Annotated in this window: 14 protein-coding genes; 6 read left to right on the top strand and 8 right to left on the bottom strand. The window is 40.0% G+C overall.

From position 1 onward, the window contains the following. Positions 1 to 4 precede the first annotated feature (4 nt). Positions 5 to 1360: a UDP-N-acetylmuramate--L-alanine ligase gene (locus MR041_RS00875; protein WP_242091692.1), complete on the top strand. Its 1356-nt coding sequence runs from the start codon at positions 5 to 7 to the stop codon at positions 1358 to 1360. On the opposite strand, the gene MR041_RS00870 is transcribed toward MR041_RS00875, so the two are convergent. Beyond that, positions 1349 to 2029, bottom strand: coding sequence for an SGNH/GDSL hydrolase family protein (locus tag MR041_RS00870; protein WP_242091691.1), 681 nt, complete (start codon positions 2027 to 2029; stop codon positions 1349 to 1351). The two genes, MR041_RS00875 and MR041_RS00870, sit on opposite strands and share 12 nt — an antisense overlap. 66 nt (positions 2030 to 2095) lie before the next feature. After that, positions 2096 to 3589 carry a sulfatase family protein gene (locus MR041_RS00865; protein ID WP_242091690.1) on the bottom strand — a complete coding sequence of 498 codons (1494 nt, stop codon included), beginning with the start codon at positions 3587 to 3589 and terminating at the stop codon, positions 2096 to 2098. Positions 3590 to 3760: 171 nt separating this feature from the next. On the opposite strand from MR041_RS00865, the gene radC reads away from it, so the two are divergent. From radC to MR041_RS00845, 4 genes are all read left to right on the top strand, one after another. After that, positions 3761 to 4459: a RadC family protein gene (gene radC, locus MR041_RS00860; RefSeq protein ID WP_242091689.1), complete on the top strand. Its 699-nt coding sequence runs from the start codon at positions 3761 to 3763 to the stop codon at positions 4457 to 4459. Continuing rightward, on the top strand, positions 4459 to 5763 hold the full coding sequence (locus MR041_RS00855) for a polysaccharide deacetylase family protein (RefSeq protein WP_242091688.1): 1305 nt from the start codon (positions 4459 to 4461) through the stop codon (positions 5761 to 5763). The genes radC and MR041_RS00855 overlap by 1 nt, the downstream gene beginning before the upstream one ends. Continuing rightward, complete coding sequence (locus MR041_RS00850) at positions 5756 to 6442, top strand: YjjG family noncanonical pyrimidine nucleotidase (RefSeq protein ID WP_242091687.1); 687 nt, start codon at positions 5756 to 5758, stop codon at positions 6440 to 6442. Before MR041_RS00855 ends, MR041_RS00850 begins: the two co-directional genes overlap by 8 nt. A 381-nt stretch (positions 6443 to 6823) precedes the next feature. After that, entirely contained in the window at positions 6824 to 7756 is a 933-nt protein-coding gene (locus MR041_RS00845; protein ID WP_242091686.1) for a hypothetical protein, read from the top strand. Positions 7757 to 7807: 51 nt separating this feature from the next. Here the strand turns inward: MR041_RS00845 and MR041_RS00840 are convergent, their stop codons facing one another. Then, complete coding sequence (locus MR041_RS00840; RefSeq protein ID WP_242091685.1) at positions 7808 to 9091, bottom strand: replication-associated recombination protein A; 1284 nt, start codon at positions 9089 to 9091, stop codon at positions 7808 to 7810. A 145-nt stretch (positions 9092 to 9236) separates the two neighbouring features. Here MR041_RS00840 and MR041_RS00835 point away from each other — a divergent pair, with 145 nt between their 5' ends. Continuing rightward, positions 9237 to 9974 (top strand): rhomboid family intramembrane serine protease, encoded by a 738-nt coding sequence (locus MR041_RS00835; protein WP_242091684.1) that lies wholly within the window; start codon positions 9237 to 9239, stop codon positions 9972 to 9974. A 92-nt stretch (positions 9975 to 10066) separates the two neighbouring features. Here MR041_RS00835 and rlmB read toward each other — a convergent pair whose 3' ends face one another. The 5 genes from rlmB to MR041_RS00810 all read right to left on the bottom strand — a co-directional run bounded on the left by rlmB (position 10067) and on the right by MR041_RS00810 (position 18432). Then, complete coding sequence (rlmB, locus tag MR041_RS00830) at positions 10067 to 10816, bottom strand: 23S rRNA (guanosine(2251)-2'-O)-methyltransferase RlmB (RefSeq protein WP_242091683.1); 750 nt, start codon at positions 10814 to 10816, stop codon at positions 10067 to 10069. Between the two features lie 67 nt (positions 10817 to 10883). After that, positions 10884 to 12812, bottom strand: a complete 1929-nt coding sequence (locus tag MR041_RS00825; RefSeq protein WP_242091682.1) for a S8 family serine peptidase — start codon at positions 12810 to 12812, stop codon at positions 10884 to 10886. A gap of 196 nt (positions 12813 to 13008) precedes the next feature. After that, a complete protein-coding gene (locus MR041_RS00820; RefSeq protein ID WP_242091681.1) occupies positions 13009 to 13764 on the bottom strand; it encodes a hypothetical protein in 756 nt (251 codons plus the stop codon). A gap of 20 nt (positions 13765 to 13784) precedes the next feature. Continuing rightward, entirely contained in the window at positions 13785 to 15254 is a 1470-nt protein-coding gene (locus MR041_RS00815) for a RagB/SusD family nutrient uptake outer membrane protein (RefSeq protein WP_242091680.1), read from the bottom strand. 4 nt (positions 15255 to 15258) lie between these two features. After that, a complete protein-coding gene (locus tag MR041_RS00810) occupies positions 15259 to 18432 on the bottom strand; it encodes a SusC/RagA family TonB-linked outer membrane protein (protein ID WP_242091679.1) in 3174 nt (1057 codons plus the stop codon). Positions 18433 to 18510 lie beyond the last annotated feature (78 nt).

Raw genomic sequence — 18510 nt, 5'->3', positions numbered from 1 at the left:
ACTCATGAACGTACATTTTATAGCAATAGGAGGAGCAGCCATGCATAATCTGGCATTGGCATTACACGACAAGGGATACCGGGTTACAGGAAGTGATGATACTATTTTTGAACCGTCGAAATCGCGATTGGCAAAAAAAGGACTTTTACCTGAACGTTTTGGCTGGCATCCGGAAAAAATCACCTCCACTCTCGATGCTATAGTTTTGGGCATGCATGCCAAGGCAGACAACCCCGAGCTATTGAAGGCTCAGGAATTGGGAATTAAGATTTACAGCTATCCCGAATTTTTATACGAACAATCGAAATATAAAACCCGTGTCGTTATAGCAGGTAGTCATGGCAAAACGACCATAACCTCTATGATCTTACATGTGATGCACTATCATGAACGGGATGTTGATTATATGGTGGGCGCCCAATTGGAGGGTTTCGATGTTATGGTGAAGCTCACAGAAGATAATGATTTTATCGTTTTGGAGGGAGATGAATATTTAAGTTCGCCCATCGATCCAAGACCAAAAATACATTGGTACAAGCCCAATATCGCCCTTTTAAGTGGTATTGCCTGGGACCATATTAACGTATTTCCGACCTTCGACAATTATGTGGAGCAGTTCAGGATATTTGTGGATTCCATAGTGAGTGGTGGTAGCATCAATTACAATGCTGAGGATGCTGAGGTGGTGAGGGTCGTTGAAAATAGTTCGAACACCATTCGAAAAATAGGATATCGAACCCCGGAATACAGGGTTGAAGATGGCCGGACTTTCCTACTGACTCCGGAAGGCGATTTACCTGTTGAAATTTTTGGAAAACACAATTTGAATAATCTTGCCGGTGCCAAGTGGATTTGTCAGCATATGGGCATCGACGAAGACGATTTTTACGAGGCCATCGCTACCTTTAAAGGGGCCAGTAAGCGGCTGGAAAAAATTGCAGAAAGCCCTACAAGCGTTGCCTTCAAGGATTTTGCCCACTCGCCCAGTAAAGTACAGGCCACAACTCAGGCTGTAAAAGAACAATTCAAGGAGCGAACCCTCTTGGCGTGTTTAGAATTACATACCTACAGCAGTTTAAATGCCGAATTCTTAAAAGAATACAAGGGCACTTTGGATGCCGCAGATATTGCAGTGGTATTCTATTCACCTCATGCCGTTGAAATAAAAAAGCTTGAAAAAGTTACCGAAGCCCAGATTGCTGCTGCATTTGGACGCAATGACCTCATCATTTACACAGACCCGGATGCGTTTAAAAGGTATTTATTCGATCAGGATTTCAGGAATAAGACATTACTGCTGATGAGTTCGGGTAATTACGGCGGTTTGGATTTCGATGCGCTTAAAAAGTTAATCCTTTAACATTTGGCTCAGCGTTTTTTCCAACAGCTGCTCCATAATGGCATAGCCTTTTGCATTTGGATGAACACCGTCGTCCCCCAGGCTCTGTTCTAATCCATTACGCTCGTCTGCCATAGCTGAAAAATAGTCGACATATTCCAGATCATGTGCTTTCGCGTATTCCTGTAAAAGGGCATTTAATCGGATGACCTTTCCGGATGGATTAAGTCCCGGGCGCCATGGGAAATCGAAGGCCGGAAGGACGGAACATAAAACGACTTTAATACGATTCGATATGGCGATCTCGGCCATGGAAATGATGTTGTCCATAATCATTTCGATCGTGGTCGGACCGGTGTTTTCGGCAATATCGTTGATGCCTGCCAGTATAACCACAACCGAAGGTGATAAATTAACGACATCCTGTCGAAATCGTAAAAGCATCTGTGGTGTGGTCTGTCCGCTGATGCCCCTGTTGATATAGGGTCTTTCAGAAAAATATTCGGGTCGGAGTGTTTTCCAACCCTCGGTTATGGAGTTGCCCATAAATACCACACGATGCGCATCCGGATCAGGTTTTCCCAAAGCGAGATTTTCACTTTGATACCGTTTTAAATTACCCCAGTCCTGAGCCTCACTGAGAGCTATTATACCTACGGTTAAACATATAAGGATACATTTTTTCTTCATTTTATAATGTGTTAAATTGATATGCCATAGGAAACAGTATTTTCATAGTTAACTAAAATAAATGGTTCAGTCATCCGTCGAATTCGCAAATGCTATTTGTTTCCATTCAAAATCTATCGGATCGTTATCCTGAGGCTCGCCGGGTGTACTTCGTCCTTGGGTTATATATGAGATCAACAAGGCCTTTAAGGCAGCTACTTTTTCCGGGTGCAGATCGATGAGATTGGTGCGTTCCCCGGGATCGGTCCGGATATCGTATAGCTGGTATTTTGGTAAGCTGTCCAAAGCTGCTTTATCTGTGGGTTTCGGAGCACTCCAGCCTCCTGAATCGGGACAAAGGATGAGTTTCCAATCGCCCTGTCTTATGGCAAAGCTTCCATTAATAGAATGATGCACAGTAGCTTCCCTTAGTGGCCTGTCTTCTTGGGTTTGTTTAAACAAGGACATTAAACTGTAACTGTCTTCGGCTTCGTTGGCCATGAGCTCATAATCCGAAATTTCGGCGCAGGTAGCCATCAAATCGGTTGTACAAATAGTTTGATTTGAAACGGTATTTTTGCTTATGGTTTCGGGCCATTTTACAATAAATGGGACGCGATGTCCTCCATCGAAGATATCTGCCTTATGACCTCGGTAAATGGAGCTTGGGTCATGCCCTTTGGAGCGCAGCAGATCATAATTGGCTTGAGGCGAACAGCCGTTATCACTTGTAAAAATCACCATGGTATTGTGCTCAATCCCGGCCTTTTGAATGGTTTCTATGAGCTGTCCCATATAGGCATCGATCATCATGACAAAGTCGGCGTAAGGATTTAAGTTGCTTTTCCCCTCCCATGCCTTGGTTGGCAGAATTGGGGTGTGTGGGGATGGTAATGCCAGGTAAAGAAAAAACGGGTCGCTGCCCTGGGCTTTTTCACTTATAAAGTCGAAGGACTTCCTGAAAAAGTTGGGTGTCGCGTCCTCATGAACAAAATCCTTTGAGGTAGGTCCCTTTCGCCACCACGAATAACGGCCAGTATTTTGGGTTATCGTATCCGGGATCATGGTTGGCATCCCATTTTCAACGTAGACATAAGGCGCCATATCCAAAGATCCTGAGAGGCCATAGGCATAGTCAAATCCTAAATCATTTGGTCCATTCGAAATGGGTTTTGAAAAATCCAGTGCGCCAAAATCACCGGCATTCCAGCCTTCCCCAGACAGTGTATCGGTATATTTTAAGGCCCAATCCCAACCTAAATGCCATTTCCCGATGAATCCCGTTTGATAGCCCTGTTTTTTCAGCATCGAGGCCACCGTACTTCGGGAACCAGGAATTAAGGCCTTTGATTTACCAGTTAAAACTCCATTTTTCAAGGGGCTTCTCCAATTGTAGCGGCCGGTTAAAATACCGTAACGCGTCGGTGTGCATACCGATGAAGAGGTGTGAGCATCTGTAAATCGCATGCCATCTTTGGCCAATTGATTAATATGTGGGGTGATAATTTTACCCTGCGCATTGTATATGGAGATATCTCCAATTCCCAGATCGTCTGCTAAAACATAAATGATATTTGGCATTTCGGAAGTTCCATTTGCTGATTTTGAACAGCTTGAAAGACAGAAACAAATGGCTAAAAAGAAAAACAGTATACGCCTCTCAGAAGGGCGCAGTTTTGACGAAAACCTCAATATCGATTTATTTAGGAAAAATGATTTAATCTTCATAAAATTACAAATTATATTTATGTCATGGTTGATAGCAAATCTACTTTTTCGATTAAAAATTGGTCAAAAGACGACCAGCCCCGGGAAAAATTACTTCATAAAGGTAAAGCTAATTTAAGTGATGCGGAATGGGTGGCCATATTAATTGGATCCGGAAGCAAAAATGAAAGCGCGGTTAATTTGTGCAAACGCGTTTTAGCGAGTGTGGACAATAATTTAAGTGCCTTGGGCAAACTTTCAGTGAAACAACTCATGGCATTCAAAGGCATCGGGGAGGCCAAGGCCGTTACCATTGCCGCAGCCATGGAATTGGGCAGAAGACGAAGGGGAGGAGAAGCCTTAATAAAGGACAGTATTCGATCAAGCAGCTCTGTTTTTGAGCTTATGCAACCTGTTATTGGAGAATTGGAGCATGAGGAGTTTTGGATCATTTATTTAAATAATTCGAATAAGGTCATTCAAAAACACCTGTTAAGTAAAGGCGGTATTACGGGGACCTTGGTGGATGTACGACTCGTACTTAAAAATGCGCTGCATTGGGGTGCCACCGGATTGATTTTAACACATAACCATCCCTCTGGAACCATTAAACCGAGTCAGGCCGACAAGCAGGTAACCCAAAAATTAAAGACCGCTGCAGAAAGTTTAGATATTAAGGTGTTAGATCATGTGATTATCACGGAAAAAGCATATTTTAGTTTTGCAGATGAAACGCTACTGTAATGCTCCTTGTTTATTCACATAGTATAACACCCCGATTAAAATATATATTCAAACATATTTGTACACGGGTACTCGGAATTGAGGTCGATTTCACCACCAAGGTGGAGGAGTTCATTGCACATGATCGTTTAAAAATGTCTTACACGAGACAACAACTGGGCAATGAGTTCTTTATTCGCAGCAATGACATTTTGTTCGAACAGGGGATAACAGACATCGAAATTCATGTACACGACTGGGGAAACACCAAGTGTTTTTTTTACAATGGTGATAAAAGTGCCTTGCCGTTCGACATATTTGCAGCTTCATTTTACCTGTTGTCGCGATACGAAGAGTATTTGCCTCAGGTACGCGATGCCTATGGACGCTTTTTAGCTACCGAAAGTATTGCTTCTAAATTTGACTTTTTACATCAACCTGTAGTCGATATTTGGGCCTATAAATTTAAGGCCAAATTACAGGAGCAGTTTCCGGATTTTAAGTTTTCTGAAAGATCCTATACCATCCGGCCTATAATTGATGTGCCCTGTGCCTACCATTACAGACTTAAGGGGGTTATGCGAACCATTGGAGGAGTCATTAAAGACCTTATAGGTTTTAAGTTAAAGGCTCTATATAACAGGTTTCTTGTGCTATTTGGGTTTAAGCACGATCCATTCGACACCTATAAGTATGTCATTAATAAGCAGAAACAAACCAGGTTTAAATTTTTATTTTTCTTTTTAGTTGGTGGCTACTCGACTTACGACAAAGGAACCAGCCCCAATAACAAAAAATTCAGATCCCTGATCAAACAGGTTGCAGATTACTGCCTTGTCGGCCTTAAAGTCTCATTTTTGGCCATCGAGGACATAAAGGTTTTAAAAAAGGAAAAATTACAGATCGAATCCATCATGAATACATCACTGGAGGCTTCACGACACTCCTATTCGAAACTTAATTTCCCGGAGTCGTACAGAAATTTAGTAGAGTTGGAGGTCAATGAAGATTATACCATGGGTTATGTAAACCAGGTCGGGTTTCGCGCAGGTACCTGTACCCCTTTTTTATTCTTCGATCTGGACTATGAAACGCAAACACCCCTAAAAATTAATTCCTATCACGTTATGGACTATGCCTTATTAAAACATAAATCCTTGTTGGATAAAAAGAAGGTGCTGAATGAGATCATTTCCGAGATACAGCAGGTTAATGGACAGTTTGTTCCGGTATTTCATAATTATACATTCAGTACCATAAGCCGTTGGGCCGGATTTAAAGAATTGTTTAATATTATTTTGGAATCGACCGATGAAAATGCGTGACACCATTACCGATGTGTTTTTTGATTTGGACCATACGCTCTGGGATTTTGACAAGAACTCGGCGTTGACCTTCACTAAGATTTTTTTAATACATGACATCAGGGTACAATTAGAGGATTTTTTGTCGTATTACGAACCCATCAACATGAAGTATTGGAAGTTGTATCGGGAGGATAAGATAGATAAACCTTCACTGCGATTTGGCAGATTATATGAGGCATTCGATGCATTGAATTACGAGGTGTCTGAGCAAATGATACATCAGTTGTCTACGGATTACATTGCGCATTTGCCCTCTTTCAATCATTTATTCGAACACACATTCGATATCTTAGAGTATCTCTATGAACATTATGAATTGCATGTGATAACCAATGGGTTTGAGGAAGTACAGTACGGTAAGCTTTCAAATTCCAATATCCACCAATATTTTAAAACCGTTACGGTTTCGGAAATGGTAGGTGTAAAGAAGCCTAATCCGATTATTTTTAATCATGCACTGGATCTGGCCAACACCTCGGGAGCCAGGAGTGTCATGATTGGCGATAATTTTGAAGCCGATATCCTGGGCGCACAGGACGCAGGTATGGAGGTGATCTATTTCAATGGTGGTGCGGAGGTTAATACGAACGGTATCCCTCAGATTAAAAGTCTTATTGAATTAAAGACCTACCTGTAATTCATTTTTTCATGATAATGCCTTTAACGTGATCTTTTATTGGATGTTTATCGGTGTTCAATGCGATTTGAAATACACCCTCCCTGTGACAGTTTCAAAAACGGCGTTTAGAGTGATCCGAATGCTACGAATTAGTATCCCAAAAACCGATGCCTGTACCTGTAAAAATTCATGCGCATGAAATTGACAAAACACAAGCATGAAATTGACAAAACACAAGCATGAAATTACATTTTTATAGGCATGTTTCTCAGGCCTTGTAAACATTGGGTGTTTCAATGGGCTTATACGGTGATATTTGGAATATTCAATAAGGCTGTATGCATTGTCAAAGACTTGATGTATATTTACCATTATTCCTTCAATAAATAAGTAGTTAAAATGAAAACCAGACTTGTATTTTTATGTATTGCCTTAATGATGTGTCAGTTTGCGATTTCGCAAGCCAATCTGAACAATTACAAATATGTGATCGTTCCAAACAAATTCGATTTCTTAAAAGAGGAGAATCAGTACAAGGTCAATGCGTTAACTCAATTTTTGTTTAAAAAGTATGGTTTTGAAGCGTTCATGGAGGGCGATGATTATCCCAATGACATGCGCAGTAACAGGTGCCTCGCCTTAAAATCGAATGTCACCAAGGAATCGGGTCTGTTTAAAACCAAACTCAGGGTCATACTGAAGGATTGCAATGACCAGGTCGTTTACACCTCTCAATTGGGTGAAAGCCGAGAGAAGGACTATGCCAAATCGTACCATGAGGCCCTGCGTAATGCCTTTATGTCCTTTGAAGGGATGGGATACCGTTACGATCCGGATGCTTCGGTTTCCGCAGCCCCTGTTGTAACCCAACCCACAGAGGAAAAGCGTGCTACGGCCGAGGAAATCGCAGAACTTAAAGCCGAAATAGAGTCCCTTAAAAAGGAAAAGGAAAAAGAAGTGGTTGAAGTACCGCCGGTAGCTAAAACACCACCCGTAGCTGAAGTACCACCCGTGGTTGAAGTAGCTCCCGTGGTGGAAGAAACCAGGCAAGAGATCAAAGAGGAGGTAGTTCAGGAAGAGAAAGCCCCTGAGCCCGAAGCGACCGATGCTGAGCCCTCCAAAAATATATTATATGCCCAAGCCATTGAAAATGGATTTCAGTTGGTGGACAGTACGCCCAAGGTGGTTTATAAATTAATCAGGACAGGGGTATCCAATGTGTTCCTGGTTGAAGGCTTGAGTGCTATCGTGTATAAGGACGGCGATACCTGGATTGTCGAACAGCATTCAGGAGACACCTCGATTAAAGCACCACTGAATATTAAGTTTTAGTGTTGGTGTAGGCCCCGAGACGATCATCACCTGGTCCATCCAAATAGCAGTTTAGTAATCGTATTTATCCTTCCAGCGACTTTTTAAAAAGTGCCGTTGTGCATCTTCACGCGGATTGTTACCCGGGTCATACAGTTTGGTATTGGAAATGCTGTCGGGAAGAAATTCCTGGTCGGCAAAATGATCCTCATAGTGGTGGGCATATTTGTAATTGTCGCCATACCCCAGCTCTTTCATCAGTTTGGTCGGGGCATTCCGGATCTCCAAAGGCACACTTAAATCACCGGTTTCCCTGACCAGCTGCTGTGCCTTACCAATGGCCTCATAGGCAGCATTGCTCTTTGGTGAACAAGCGAGGTAGGTGGCACACTGGCTTAATATAATTCGCGATTCCGGGTAGCCAATAGTAGACACCGCCTGAAATGTACTGTTCGCCATGACCAGGGCGGTTGGATTGGCGTTTCCGATATCCTCACTGGCCAGAATGAGCATTCTTCTGGCAATAAATTTAAGGTCTTCGCCACCCTCGATCATTCGGGCCAACCAGTACACGGCAGCATTGGGATCGCTACCCCTGATGGATTTTATAAAGGCTGAAATGATATCGTAATGCTGCTCTCCCGTCTTATCGTATCGCACCGTATTATTCTGAACCTTTTCTAAAACCACTTTATCCGTAATTTCTATGACATCTGTTGTGAACGAACTAATGATCAGTTCGAAAATATTAAGGAGTTTTCGGGCATCACCGCCCGATAGCCGTAATAGGGCATTGGTTTCTTTTAGCGTAATGGTTTTCTGTGAGAGGTAGTCATCGCGTTCGATGGCACGTTTGAGGAGTTCCTCTAAATTCGATTTGTCAAAGGGATGTAAAATATAGACCTGGCAACGCGACAGCAGGGCAGGGATAACTTCAAAACTGGGGTTTTCGGTAGTGGCCCCGATAAGGGTGATCCAGCCTTTTTCGACAGCCTGCAAAAGGGAATCCTGCTGGGATTTGCTAAAACGATGTATCTCATCAATAAATAATATAGGATTCCTGGTCGTAAACAAGCCACCGCTCTGTTTTGCCTTGTCTATGACATCTCTGATATCCTTTACCCCGGAATTTATGGCACTCAAAGCATAAAACGGGCGTTCGGATACATTGGCAATGATATGGGCCAAAGTGGTCTTTCCAGTTCCGGGTGGTCCCCAAAACACCATTGAGGGTATTAAACCCTGCTCGATTTGCCGGGTCAACGTGCCATTCGGACCCACCAAATGTGTTTGACTCAGGTAGTCCTCCAAAGTTTGCGGGCGTAAGCGTTCGGCCAGGGGTGCATTTGTATTCATATCGTTAAAATTAAAATAATTCTGTCTCAAAATTGCATCTTCCTACCCTAAGTTTTTATACATGTTTAAAATAACTGTGGAAATGGGTGCCTGCCAATTTAGCACTTGTATTAAACTTGGTGAACTATTTGCTATATTAGGTTTTATGAAAACACAACATCATTTTAAGTTTTCTACCGGGGTCATAGCCTACCCTATACTGTTTGTGCTTATCATTTGGCTGGTATTTTGGTTCGAGGTCCGTTTTGGTTACAATTTTAGCAGGTATGGTATTTACCCACAGACCTTTAAGGGATTGCGGGGGGTGCTGTTAAGTCCCTTTATTCATGGCGATATCCAACATATTTACCATAATACCGTTCCGCTATTTGTGTTGACAACGGCCTTGTTCTATTTTTACAGGGCCATTGCCTGGAAGGTCCTTTTCTGGGGCATTGTACTGTCAGGCCTGCTCACCTGGTCCATAGGGCGCCCATCGTTTCATATCGGGGCTAGCGGACTGATCTATGTATTGATCAGTTTTACCTTCTTTAAAGGGATTTTAGCCAAGCACTTCAGACTCATCGCCTTGTCTTTACTCGTTGTTTTTCTCTATGGCAGTATGGTTTGGTATACCTTACCCATCAAGGAAGGGATGTCCTGGGAAGGGCATTTATCCGGTTTGATCGTTGGTCTTGTATTTGCATTTCTATTCAGAAAGGCCATAGCCAAACCCAAAAAATATGTCTGGGAAGATCCCCATTACAATGAAGATGACGATCCTTTTTTAAAGCATTTTGACGCTGATGGTAATTTTATTGCCTCTTCCGAATCCGAAGCAGATCAGAGTGAAGCTTCCAGGATAAATTATATCTATAAGAAAGAGGACGATACGAAAAATTAGAAATTAGTTTGTTAGTCTTTAGTCGTTGGATATAAATCATTGGTTGGTCATCGCATACTACTAATGGGTAATCAGCAACTACTACTCCTTAGTTATGAATCACTAATTTCAAGACGCTGCCGAACGGCCTCATATAAAAAGGCACCGCAGGCTACCGAAACATTCAAAGACCCGATCTCACCCATTAAGGGGAGTTTTGCTTTGGCATCCACGACTTTAAGGATAGACGGGTTTATGCCCTTGCCCTCAGATCCCATAATGATGGCGCAAGGGTCTGTAAAAGAGATGTCGTACAAGTTCTTAGATGTTTTTTCGGTTGCAGCTATGACCTTAATCCCGGAAGCCTGCAAATAGAACACGGCATCCTTAATATGATCTACCTTACAGATGGGTACATTAAAAACGGCACCGGCACTGGTTTTAATGGTGTCTCCGGTTACGGGAGCGCCTCCTTTTTTCTGAATAATAATGCCATCTACACCCGTGCACTCCGCGGTGCGTATAATGGCTCCAAAATTACGAACATCACTGAGTTGGTCTAAAAGCAAAAACAAGGGTGATTTACCGGATTCGATAACATTTAAGATCAGATCTTCCAGCTGGTGAAAGGCAATTGGAGCTATCTGGGCCACCACCCCCTGATGGTTCTTACGGGTTAGGCGATTGAGTTTTTCAACCGGAACATAAGCGGTCGAAATGTCATTTGAACGTAACAGGTTTTCCAGTTCAAGATACAGGTCGCCTTTAAGGCCTTTCTGTAAAAAGACCTTATCGATGCTTTCGTTGGCATTAATCGCTTCTATCACCGCTCGTATACCGAATATCTGGGTTTGGTTTGGCATGGGGTAAAGGTAAAAAAAAAGAGACCGTAAATTTACAGTCTCCTCTTTGAAATTTATTATTTTATAATTAGTCTAAAACAACTTTTTTATTAATAATAGAATTAGCTTGCTTTATACTTAATATATAAATGCCTTTAGCAAAAATCCGTGTATCGATACGTTCTAAGACAGTTCCAGATGGTATAATTGTGTTACTATGAACTAATCGACCTTGCATATCCGTTAGTGATATATTTACTTTTGAATTATTAATTGATTTATAGCTTATATTCAATAAGTCTGTGGTTGGATTAGGCCAAATAGTTAATTCTGTTGGTTTTAAATCAGTTTGATCAGACAAAGTTAAGTTAAAGCCGGTCAGTATTAATGAAAAATCTTGACTGGGATTTAATGTGCCTTTATGAGAAACTGTCAAGGTGTATGTTCCGGAAACAGGATTGTCAACAAGAATATTTTCTATATTGTCAACAATGTTGTCTCCTTTAATTGCCGGAGCTGAAACATCGCTTAATTGCAATTTCCATGGTAAAAATACGGTAGTGCCATCGGGAGCTGTTAACCTTAAATCGAGATCATTTACCAAAACAGGTGTGGTGCTATTTAAAATTCCTGACTGACTGGGACCAGGAGGGTCCGTCCAGCAAATAGTGGCACTCAAAGTTCCCGTTCCAGTTGTTGAAAAGGAGTATGAATAGGTGCTGCCATTCGGCAAGTTATTTTCCATTATTAGAGCACTCCCGTTAAAATCATCAGTAATAGTTTGAGTTGCGGTTTCAGCATTTAAAAATCCCCATCCCAGTTCAGGGTCTGGTCCGATACTAAAGGTGTCATCGGTAGCCGTATGGCAAGCCAGACCTTTTAGGGTAGCCGCCTTCATGAATTTTGAGTTTAGTTCATTATAATATTGCTGGAGTAATAACAAGGTGCCCGATGTATTCGGGGTAGCCATAGAAGTGCCACCGAAATTCCCATAAGCAGTGTCGGAAGTTCCAATGGATGAATACGATAAGTTACCATTTGCTGTAATGTCCGGTTTTATTCTGCCATCATCTGATGGTCCCTGACTACTGAAAGCGTCTTCTTGAATAAGTATATTTCCACCTGGAAATACAAGAGGCTTGGCACTGGCAACTACTAAATTGTTTTTTGCATTTTTATTTCCCATGAGCTTATCATAACCGGCTAACAACTGATCTGTGTAATCTTTTAAATCGGATCCATTATTACCGGCAGATGTCACCATCAAATAATAAGGGGCATCATAAGCAATCTGGTCCCAATTAATAGCATCGACTTCATAACATCCCGGATACCAACTGGAAACTGTTAATGTATTGCCACTGTATCCGGAAATGCCATAAGAATGATTTGATAGTAACAGGGCATTATTTGTAATTTCACCAATAACCTCACTTTCGTCATTAGTCCAATCATAAGAGGTTAATGCAGCTTGAGGTGCCATACCTTTTGCATTAGGGTCTGTACCTTTAGCAACCATAGTTCCGGCTACATGAGTGGCATGGTCATCAACTATAGTAATAAGAGTTTCTCCTTTCGAAGCTCTCGATGCTGATGAATCTGAGTTTAAAAACTCTTGATGCGTCAGTCGAACCCGTCCGCCATCCCAAATGGCGATATTCATATTTTGTCCCTCCAGGTTTAACCCTAAATCGCCTCCATTATGTAATTTATCTGTTTTAGTAGATATGGCAGCATTCACATTGTCGGTGGTTATATAAATGGGTTTATTATCAATTATGTATTTAATTTCTTTGATTTGGCCATCGGGGGTTCGTACTTTTTTTTGCAAACCATTCCGTTTCACATAATCTTCTATAATAGCTTTGTTAGCCTCATATTTTTGAGCTAAATTGCTTTTTAAATTAGCTAACTTATCAATATCATAACTGCTGATAATTTTTTGTTTTTCCAAATCCGTTTGACCGCAAACGGTAGAAAAAATAAAGAGTAATAATGTAGTTAAAAGTAGTTTCATTTTCATTTTTTTTTTTTAAAAGTATTCCCTAAATGATAATTTAACTGAGATAATGTTAAAGATTATCAGTTAGAATTATAAAGATATTCAAAAAAATAAACTTTTTTTGAATAGGAACGATTAGAATAAAAAAAACACCTCACACAGAGATGTTTTTTTTATTCTACAATTAAAGCAGAAGATAAATGGGATATCGTTACGGTAATGAAAAAATGAACACCTCACCATAACCTGAAACTCCGGAGGAGGATAATAATACACTTCCATCCGATTTTAATTGAAAACCAGTTCCGCCATCACCATAGCAATCTCCAACTACAAATCGATACTCTCCATCTTCTAAACAGAAAACAGCAGTCGATGAAGTTAAGTCGACATAACAATTGCCAGTCGAAGTATAACCGTCACCTCCTAAAAAAGTATCATCACTATTATCAAACAACTGCCAGTACGCTTCTTCTGGATAAGCATCAAAAGTAAACGATACAGTTACTTCATTATATGGGCAAAATGCGGAATAATTTAATGTAAATGATGTTCTTGACGTGTTGGTAAAAGAACCATCTGTAATTTCATTTAAGTCAAAAACAAGTTTTCGCGATACACCCAATGGGATGGCATCATAGTCAAAACTAATCGATGTAGAACCCAACAATTCTCCAGCCGGAATAGTAACTGAAGTAGCTCCGAGAGTATATTCTCCTGTAACTCCAGTAGATGCCCCTTCATTAAATGTTATTGAATAGGTCCTGTCAGCAGTAGCTACGGTAGTAGATTCAATCTGAAGATCATACGAAGACCCGCCCGGTTGAACAGAAAGATTATCCTCAGCTAAGTGAAAAGAGATAGCCGTTGGAATCTCGACTGGAAGTACTCCGTCTTCCTCGCACCCTAAAAAAGCAACTGCCGTAACTAGGGTTAAACATAAGCTATATATTAATTTATTATTCATAATGATTACATTTTATCTTATTAAAGCGGGTTTTGGTCTGCGTCATTAATGCTTAAATTGTTTTCCAACTCCCTTTGAGGAATTTGAAACAAGAATTCATTAGCTGTGGCAGCATAATTATCTTTACCAAAAACAGCATGGTTAGAATTTGGATAATCCCTTTCTAAAGGCACCTTATTACGTTTCATATCAAACCAAGCAAAGCCTTCTCCCCAGAGTTCTATCCTTCTTTGCAATAGAATCTCATTAATCAAAGCAGTGCCGGTATTGGTTGATAACGCATATCCTGGATCTCTTGTACTTACCAGATCATAAAGTACTGCTGCTGCTCCAGAATCATTTCCAGCTCTAGCAAGGGCCTCAGCTTCTGTTAAGTACATTTCTGCCACTCTCATATAAACATAGTCGCCTTCAAAAAATGTAAAGTCAAAGAATTTATAATTTAAAAACCCTCCGGCTTCACCTTCAAATGCTGTTTTTCTTATATCCGTAGCAGGAATGGCTTCATATAATCTTCGATCAATAGTCTTATGAACTCCTAAAAGACCAGCATAACCCGGATTTAAACTTGACATTTGAGAGAAAAATGAGGCATAGATCGTAGATGATTCATTATTGATATCAGAACCCCACAACCATTCGCTGTTGGATATTTGAGAAAATCCTTCGCTTACCCATTGAGTGGCCGTCATTAAGGATCCTCCTGATTTTGCTACGGCAGCCATTTGAGCACATTTGGCATAATCAGTCCCAGTTTCCAACAAAATTCTCGCATAAAAACCGGCAATAACATACTTGTCCAGTTTTTCTTTGGTGTCACGTGCGTATCCTTCAATGTTGGTGTAGGCATCATCAATATCTGCCAGAATCAAATCATACACTTCCTGTACACTAGCTCTGGCCGGGATATTAATTTCATCACCGTCATATATGGGAATACCGGGAGCACCTTGATTACCCTGATAGGTATATTGATAAATTCTTACCAGGTTAAAATAACTCCATGCTCTCAATCCTTTTGCTCGTGCTTTCAAATGAATTAATCTTTCATCGGTAGCATCGTCCGGGATTTGAACAATGATAGAATTTACATTATTAATAATTGAATAATAAAAATTCCAAATTATTCTGGTGGTCGAAAAATCTTGAGTTCGTCCTCTGTAAGCGTAGTAATTTCCCATCCAGTGATCGGTGATTTGTACTACGTCATTTGACATTAAATCAAGTCCTAAATTGATGGACATCTGTCCAAAGTCATCATGTCTCCCTCCTGTATCTTCAAAGTTGGTCGAATATTCACGCATGAAAGAATATTGACCATCTTCTACACCCGTATTAATGGTTATTAAAGCTTCAGGAGAAGATTTTGCGAGCTCTTCTAATTGTGTTTTTGTTACAAATTGCCTTGCATCAACATCCAAGTGTTCTTTTTCGCAAGAAAAGATTACTAATGATACAATACAAATGATAAATAAAATTTTCTTTTTCATAATTTTAAAATTTAAGATTTATACCAAGTGTTATTTGTCTGACTAATGAAAAATCATCATCAGTGTTAAGCCCGGTAAGGCTTAATCTAGGATCATACCCCTGTCTTTTTGACCAGAGATATACATTATTCGCATTGAGATAGATTCGGGCAGATGACATCCCGATTTTTTCTGCAACATCAGGATTTAAATTATAAGCTATGTTTACATCCTGAAGACTTAAGAAGTCAGATTCTATTAATCTAATATTGGATGTGGCATAATAATTTAAATCGTTATTAGGGACTACAAGAGGTAACTTAGCATCCGGATTATCGATCGTCCAGGTTTTGAATACATCTTTATGAAGGTTTTCTCCAGCTTCACCAGATAATAGTTCTATATAGGTGTTGTCCCTTCCATATCCTCCAAACTGATACGCAAAGTTAAGCCCCAGAGTGATGTTTTTAAATCTAAATGATGTCCCAAAACCACCATATAAATCAGGCAATGCGTTTTTTTCGATGAAATATTCATCGGCATCAGTCCACTCTTCAGTGACTTCTCTTTCGCCAGTTGGATCACCATTAGTATCTAAAATGTCTTTATAAAACAAAGCTGCTCCATTATTAGGATTTACACCAGCAAATTCCCTTGAGTAATAGTCGTATCTCGATCTTCCGACTTCTAACTGAAATGCACCATTTTCAATAGATTCTCTCCCTTCTGGAAGTTTTGTAATTTCATTCTTGAAATGCGTTGCATTAAAATTGATCGACCAATCAAAATTCTTTGATCTCACAGGTTCTGCAAATACAGTTACTTCGAAACCTTTATTTTCCATATCACCGACGTTTTCAGGGAAACTTGGTAATCCTGAGGAAGGTGCTTGAGGTGTATTGAATAATAAGTCTGCAACTTTTCTTTCAAAATACTCCGCATCTACTGTTACTCGGTCCTCAAACAGACCCAATTCAAACCCAGCATTGAAGTTGGTTGAGGTTTCCCAGGTCAAATCCTCATTTCCTTGATATTGCAAACTTAAACCAATATTACCATTATTATTTGAAACAATGTATTGGTCTTCATAGGCAATGTAGTTTCTGTCAGCAGTTGTTGTTGCATCTGAATATAATATTCTGTCATTTCCCTGCTGTCCAATACTGGTTTTCAGTTTAAGTTCACTTAACCAACTCGAATCACTTAAGAACGACTCTTCAGAGATTCTCCAGGCCACACCTGCTCCATAAAAGTCTCCCCATCTATTGTCTGGATGAAAAACTGATGATGCATCTCTCCTGTAACTAGCATTTAAAAAATACTTATTGCTGAAATCATAATTAACTCGTGATAAATAACCTTCTATGCGGTAGTCGAATTCGTAATTGGTAATGTACTGGAAGTTAACACCATAATCGAGGACCGTTTGATCTGGTAATAAAAACTTGGTTTTTTGGGCATCCAGATAAACATAAGATTGGTCGCCCGTCTCATGTCCAACTAATACATTAAAATTGTGGTTACCAAAAGATTTATTCCATGTTAATAATTGCTGCTGTCCAAAAGAGAAATTTCTCCATGCATTCGGAGTTGACCTACCTTCTACACCATAGGCATCTCCTCCAAGTGGAGTATCAAAACTAACACCATGTCTACTTCTTAAATCCCCTGAAATATTGTAAGTAAAGGTAAAGTCCTCAAGGAAATTATATTTCAAGAATGCAAGACCATTAAAGTTATCTGTAGTTCTTTTCTTAATATCCAAAAGAGTCGTAGCATAAGGATTTGCAAAGGAAGCATACCTTCTTATCTGAGGTGTTCCTGTTTGTCCATCACCATAATCATATACCTGATTACCATTACTGTCTAGAACAGGCGAACCATCTAAATTATAACCAAAAATAGGATATATTGGAGCAATAGAACGTGACCAAGTAAAGGCCCCTGCATAACCACCTTGATCCGGGATGTTTTGAACCGTATGGGCATAGTTCATAGTACCTCCAATTGTAAGATTCTCTTTAATTGTTTTCTCTAAAGAAATATTCGCAGTTACTCTTTCAAAATTAGATCTGATGGCATAGGCTTTATCATTTTGATGCCCCAGCGAAAAGTAAAATTTAGATGTCTCATCTCCACCATTAATACTTAAAAAAGTTCTGGTTGAGAATGAATTATTAAACATATATTCATTCCAATCATCATAGTACAATAAGTTGGCAGATGGATTCAATTTTCCAGTTAAAGGATCTATTATTTGATTATCGGGAACATCATAATTATTGTATCCTAAACTAAAGCCTGTACCTGCATTATCCTGTACCATATTGTCTGCTGCAATGTTCGCAGCATCTGTAGGCGTTTCTCCACTGGCTATTAAAAAGTTTTTTAAGGATAGAAAGTGCGCTTCATAATACATCCCTGGGTCTGTAATTACATCGTAATCTTTAGAACCTCTGGAAGTATGAATGGTGCTAACATCTATGTTAAACGTAGTCGCATTTCTAGTTCCTTTTTTTGTTGTAATAATAATAACCCCGTTAGACCCTCTACTACCATAAAGTGCAGCAGCTGCTGCATCTTTTAAAACTGTAAAAGATTCAATGTCACTTGGGTTTATAGAAGTGATGCTACCGGAGAATGGTACACCGTTAACAACATATAAAGGTTCATTAGAAGCATTAATAGATCCTATACCACGTATTCTAACGGTTGGAGCTGCTCCTGGTTGTCCCGAGTTATTTACTACTTGTACACCTGCAACTTTACCAACAATTCCCTGGACGACATTTGAGCTTGTTATTTGCTCAATAATTTCTGTTTTAACTTCACCCACAGAACCAGTTAAAGCCTCCTTTTTCTGTGTACCATAGGCAACAACTACAACCTCTTCAAGGGAAGACACATCTTCCTGCATGAGAACATTTATAATATTTGAAGAACCGATGGTTTTTTCTTCGTTCTTGTAACCAACAAAACTAAACACCAATACTTGACCAGTACTGGCATTAATTGAATACTTGCCATCAAAATCTGTAGAAACTCCGGTTGAAGTCCCTTTAACTAAGACGGTAGTCCCAGGCAGTGGTAAACCACTATCGTCAGAAACTACACCTGTAATAGTCTTTTCCTGTGCAAAGGTTAATTGCACTACCAACGCTAGGAATAGCGTTAGCATTCCACTCAATTTTCTTTTCATGTTATAATTATTAGAATTAGTCAACCCCAAAAATCTACATAAAATCTTAAAAAAACAAAGTTTGATGTTAGAAAAGTA

The sequence above is a fragment of the Aestuariivivens sediminicola genome (assembly GCF_022662015.1).
GTDB lineage: Bacteria > Bacteroidota > Bacteroidia > Flavobacteriales > Flavobacteriaceae > Aestuariivivens > Aestuariivivens sediminicola.
The sequence above is the reverse complement of the archived record's forward strand: the minus strand, read 5'-3'. Positions and strand labels throughout refer to the sequence as shown.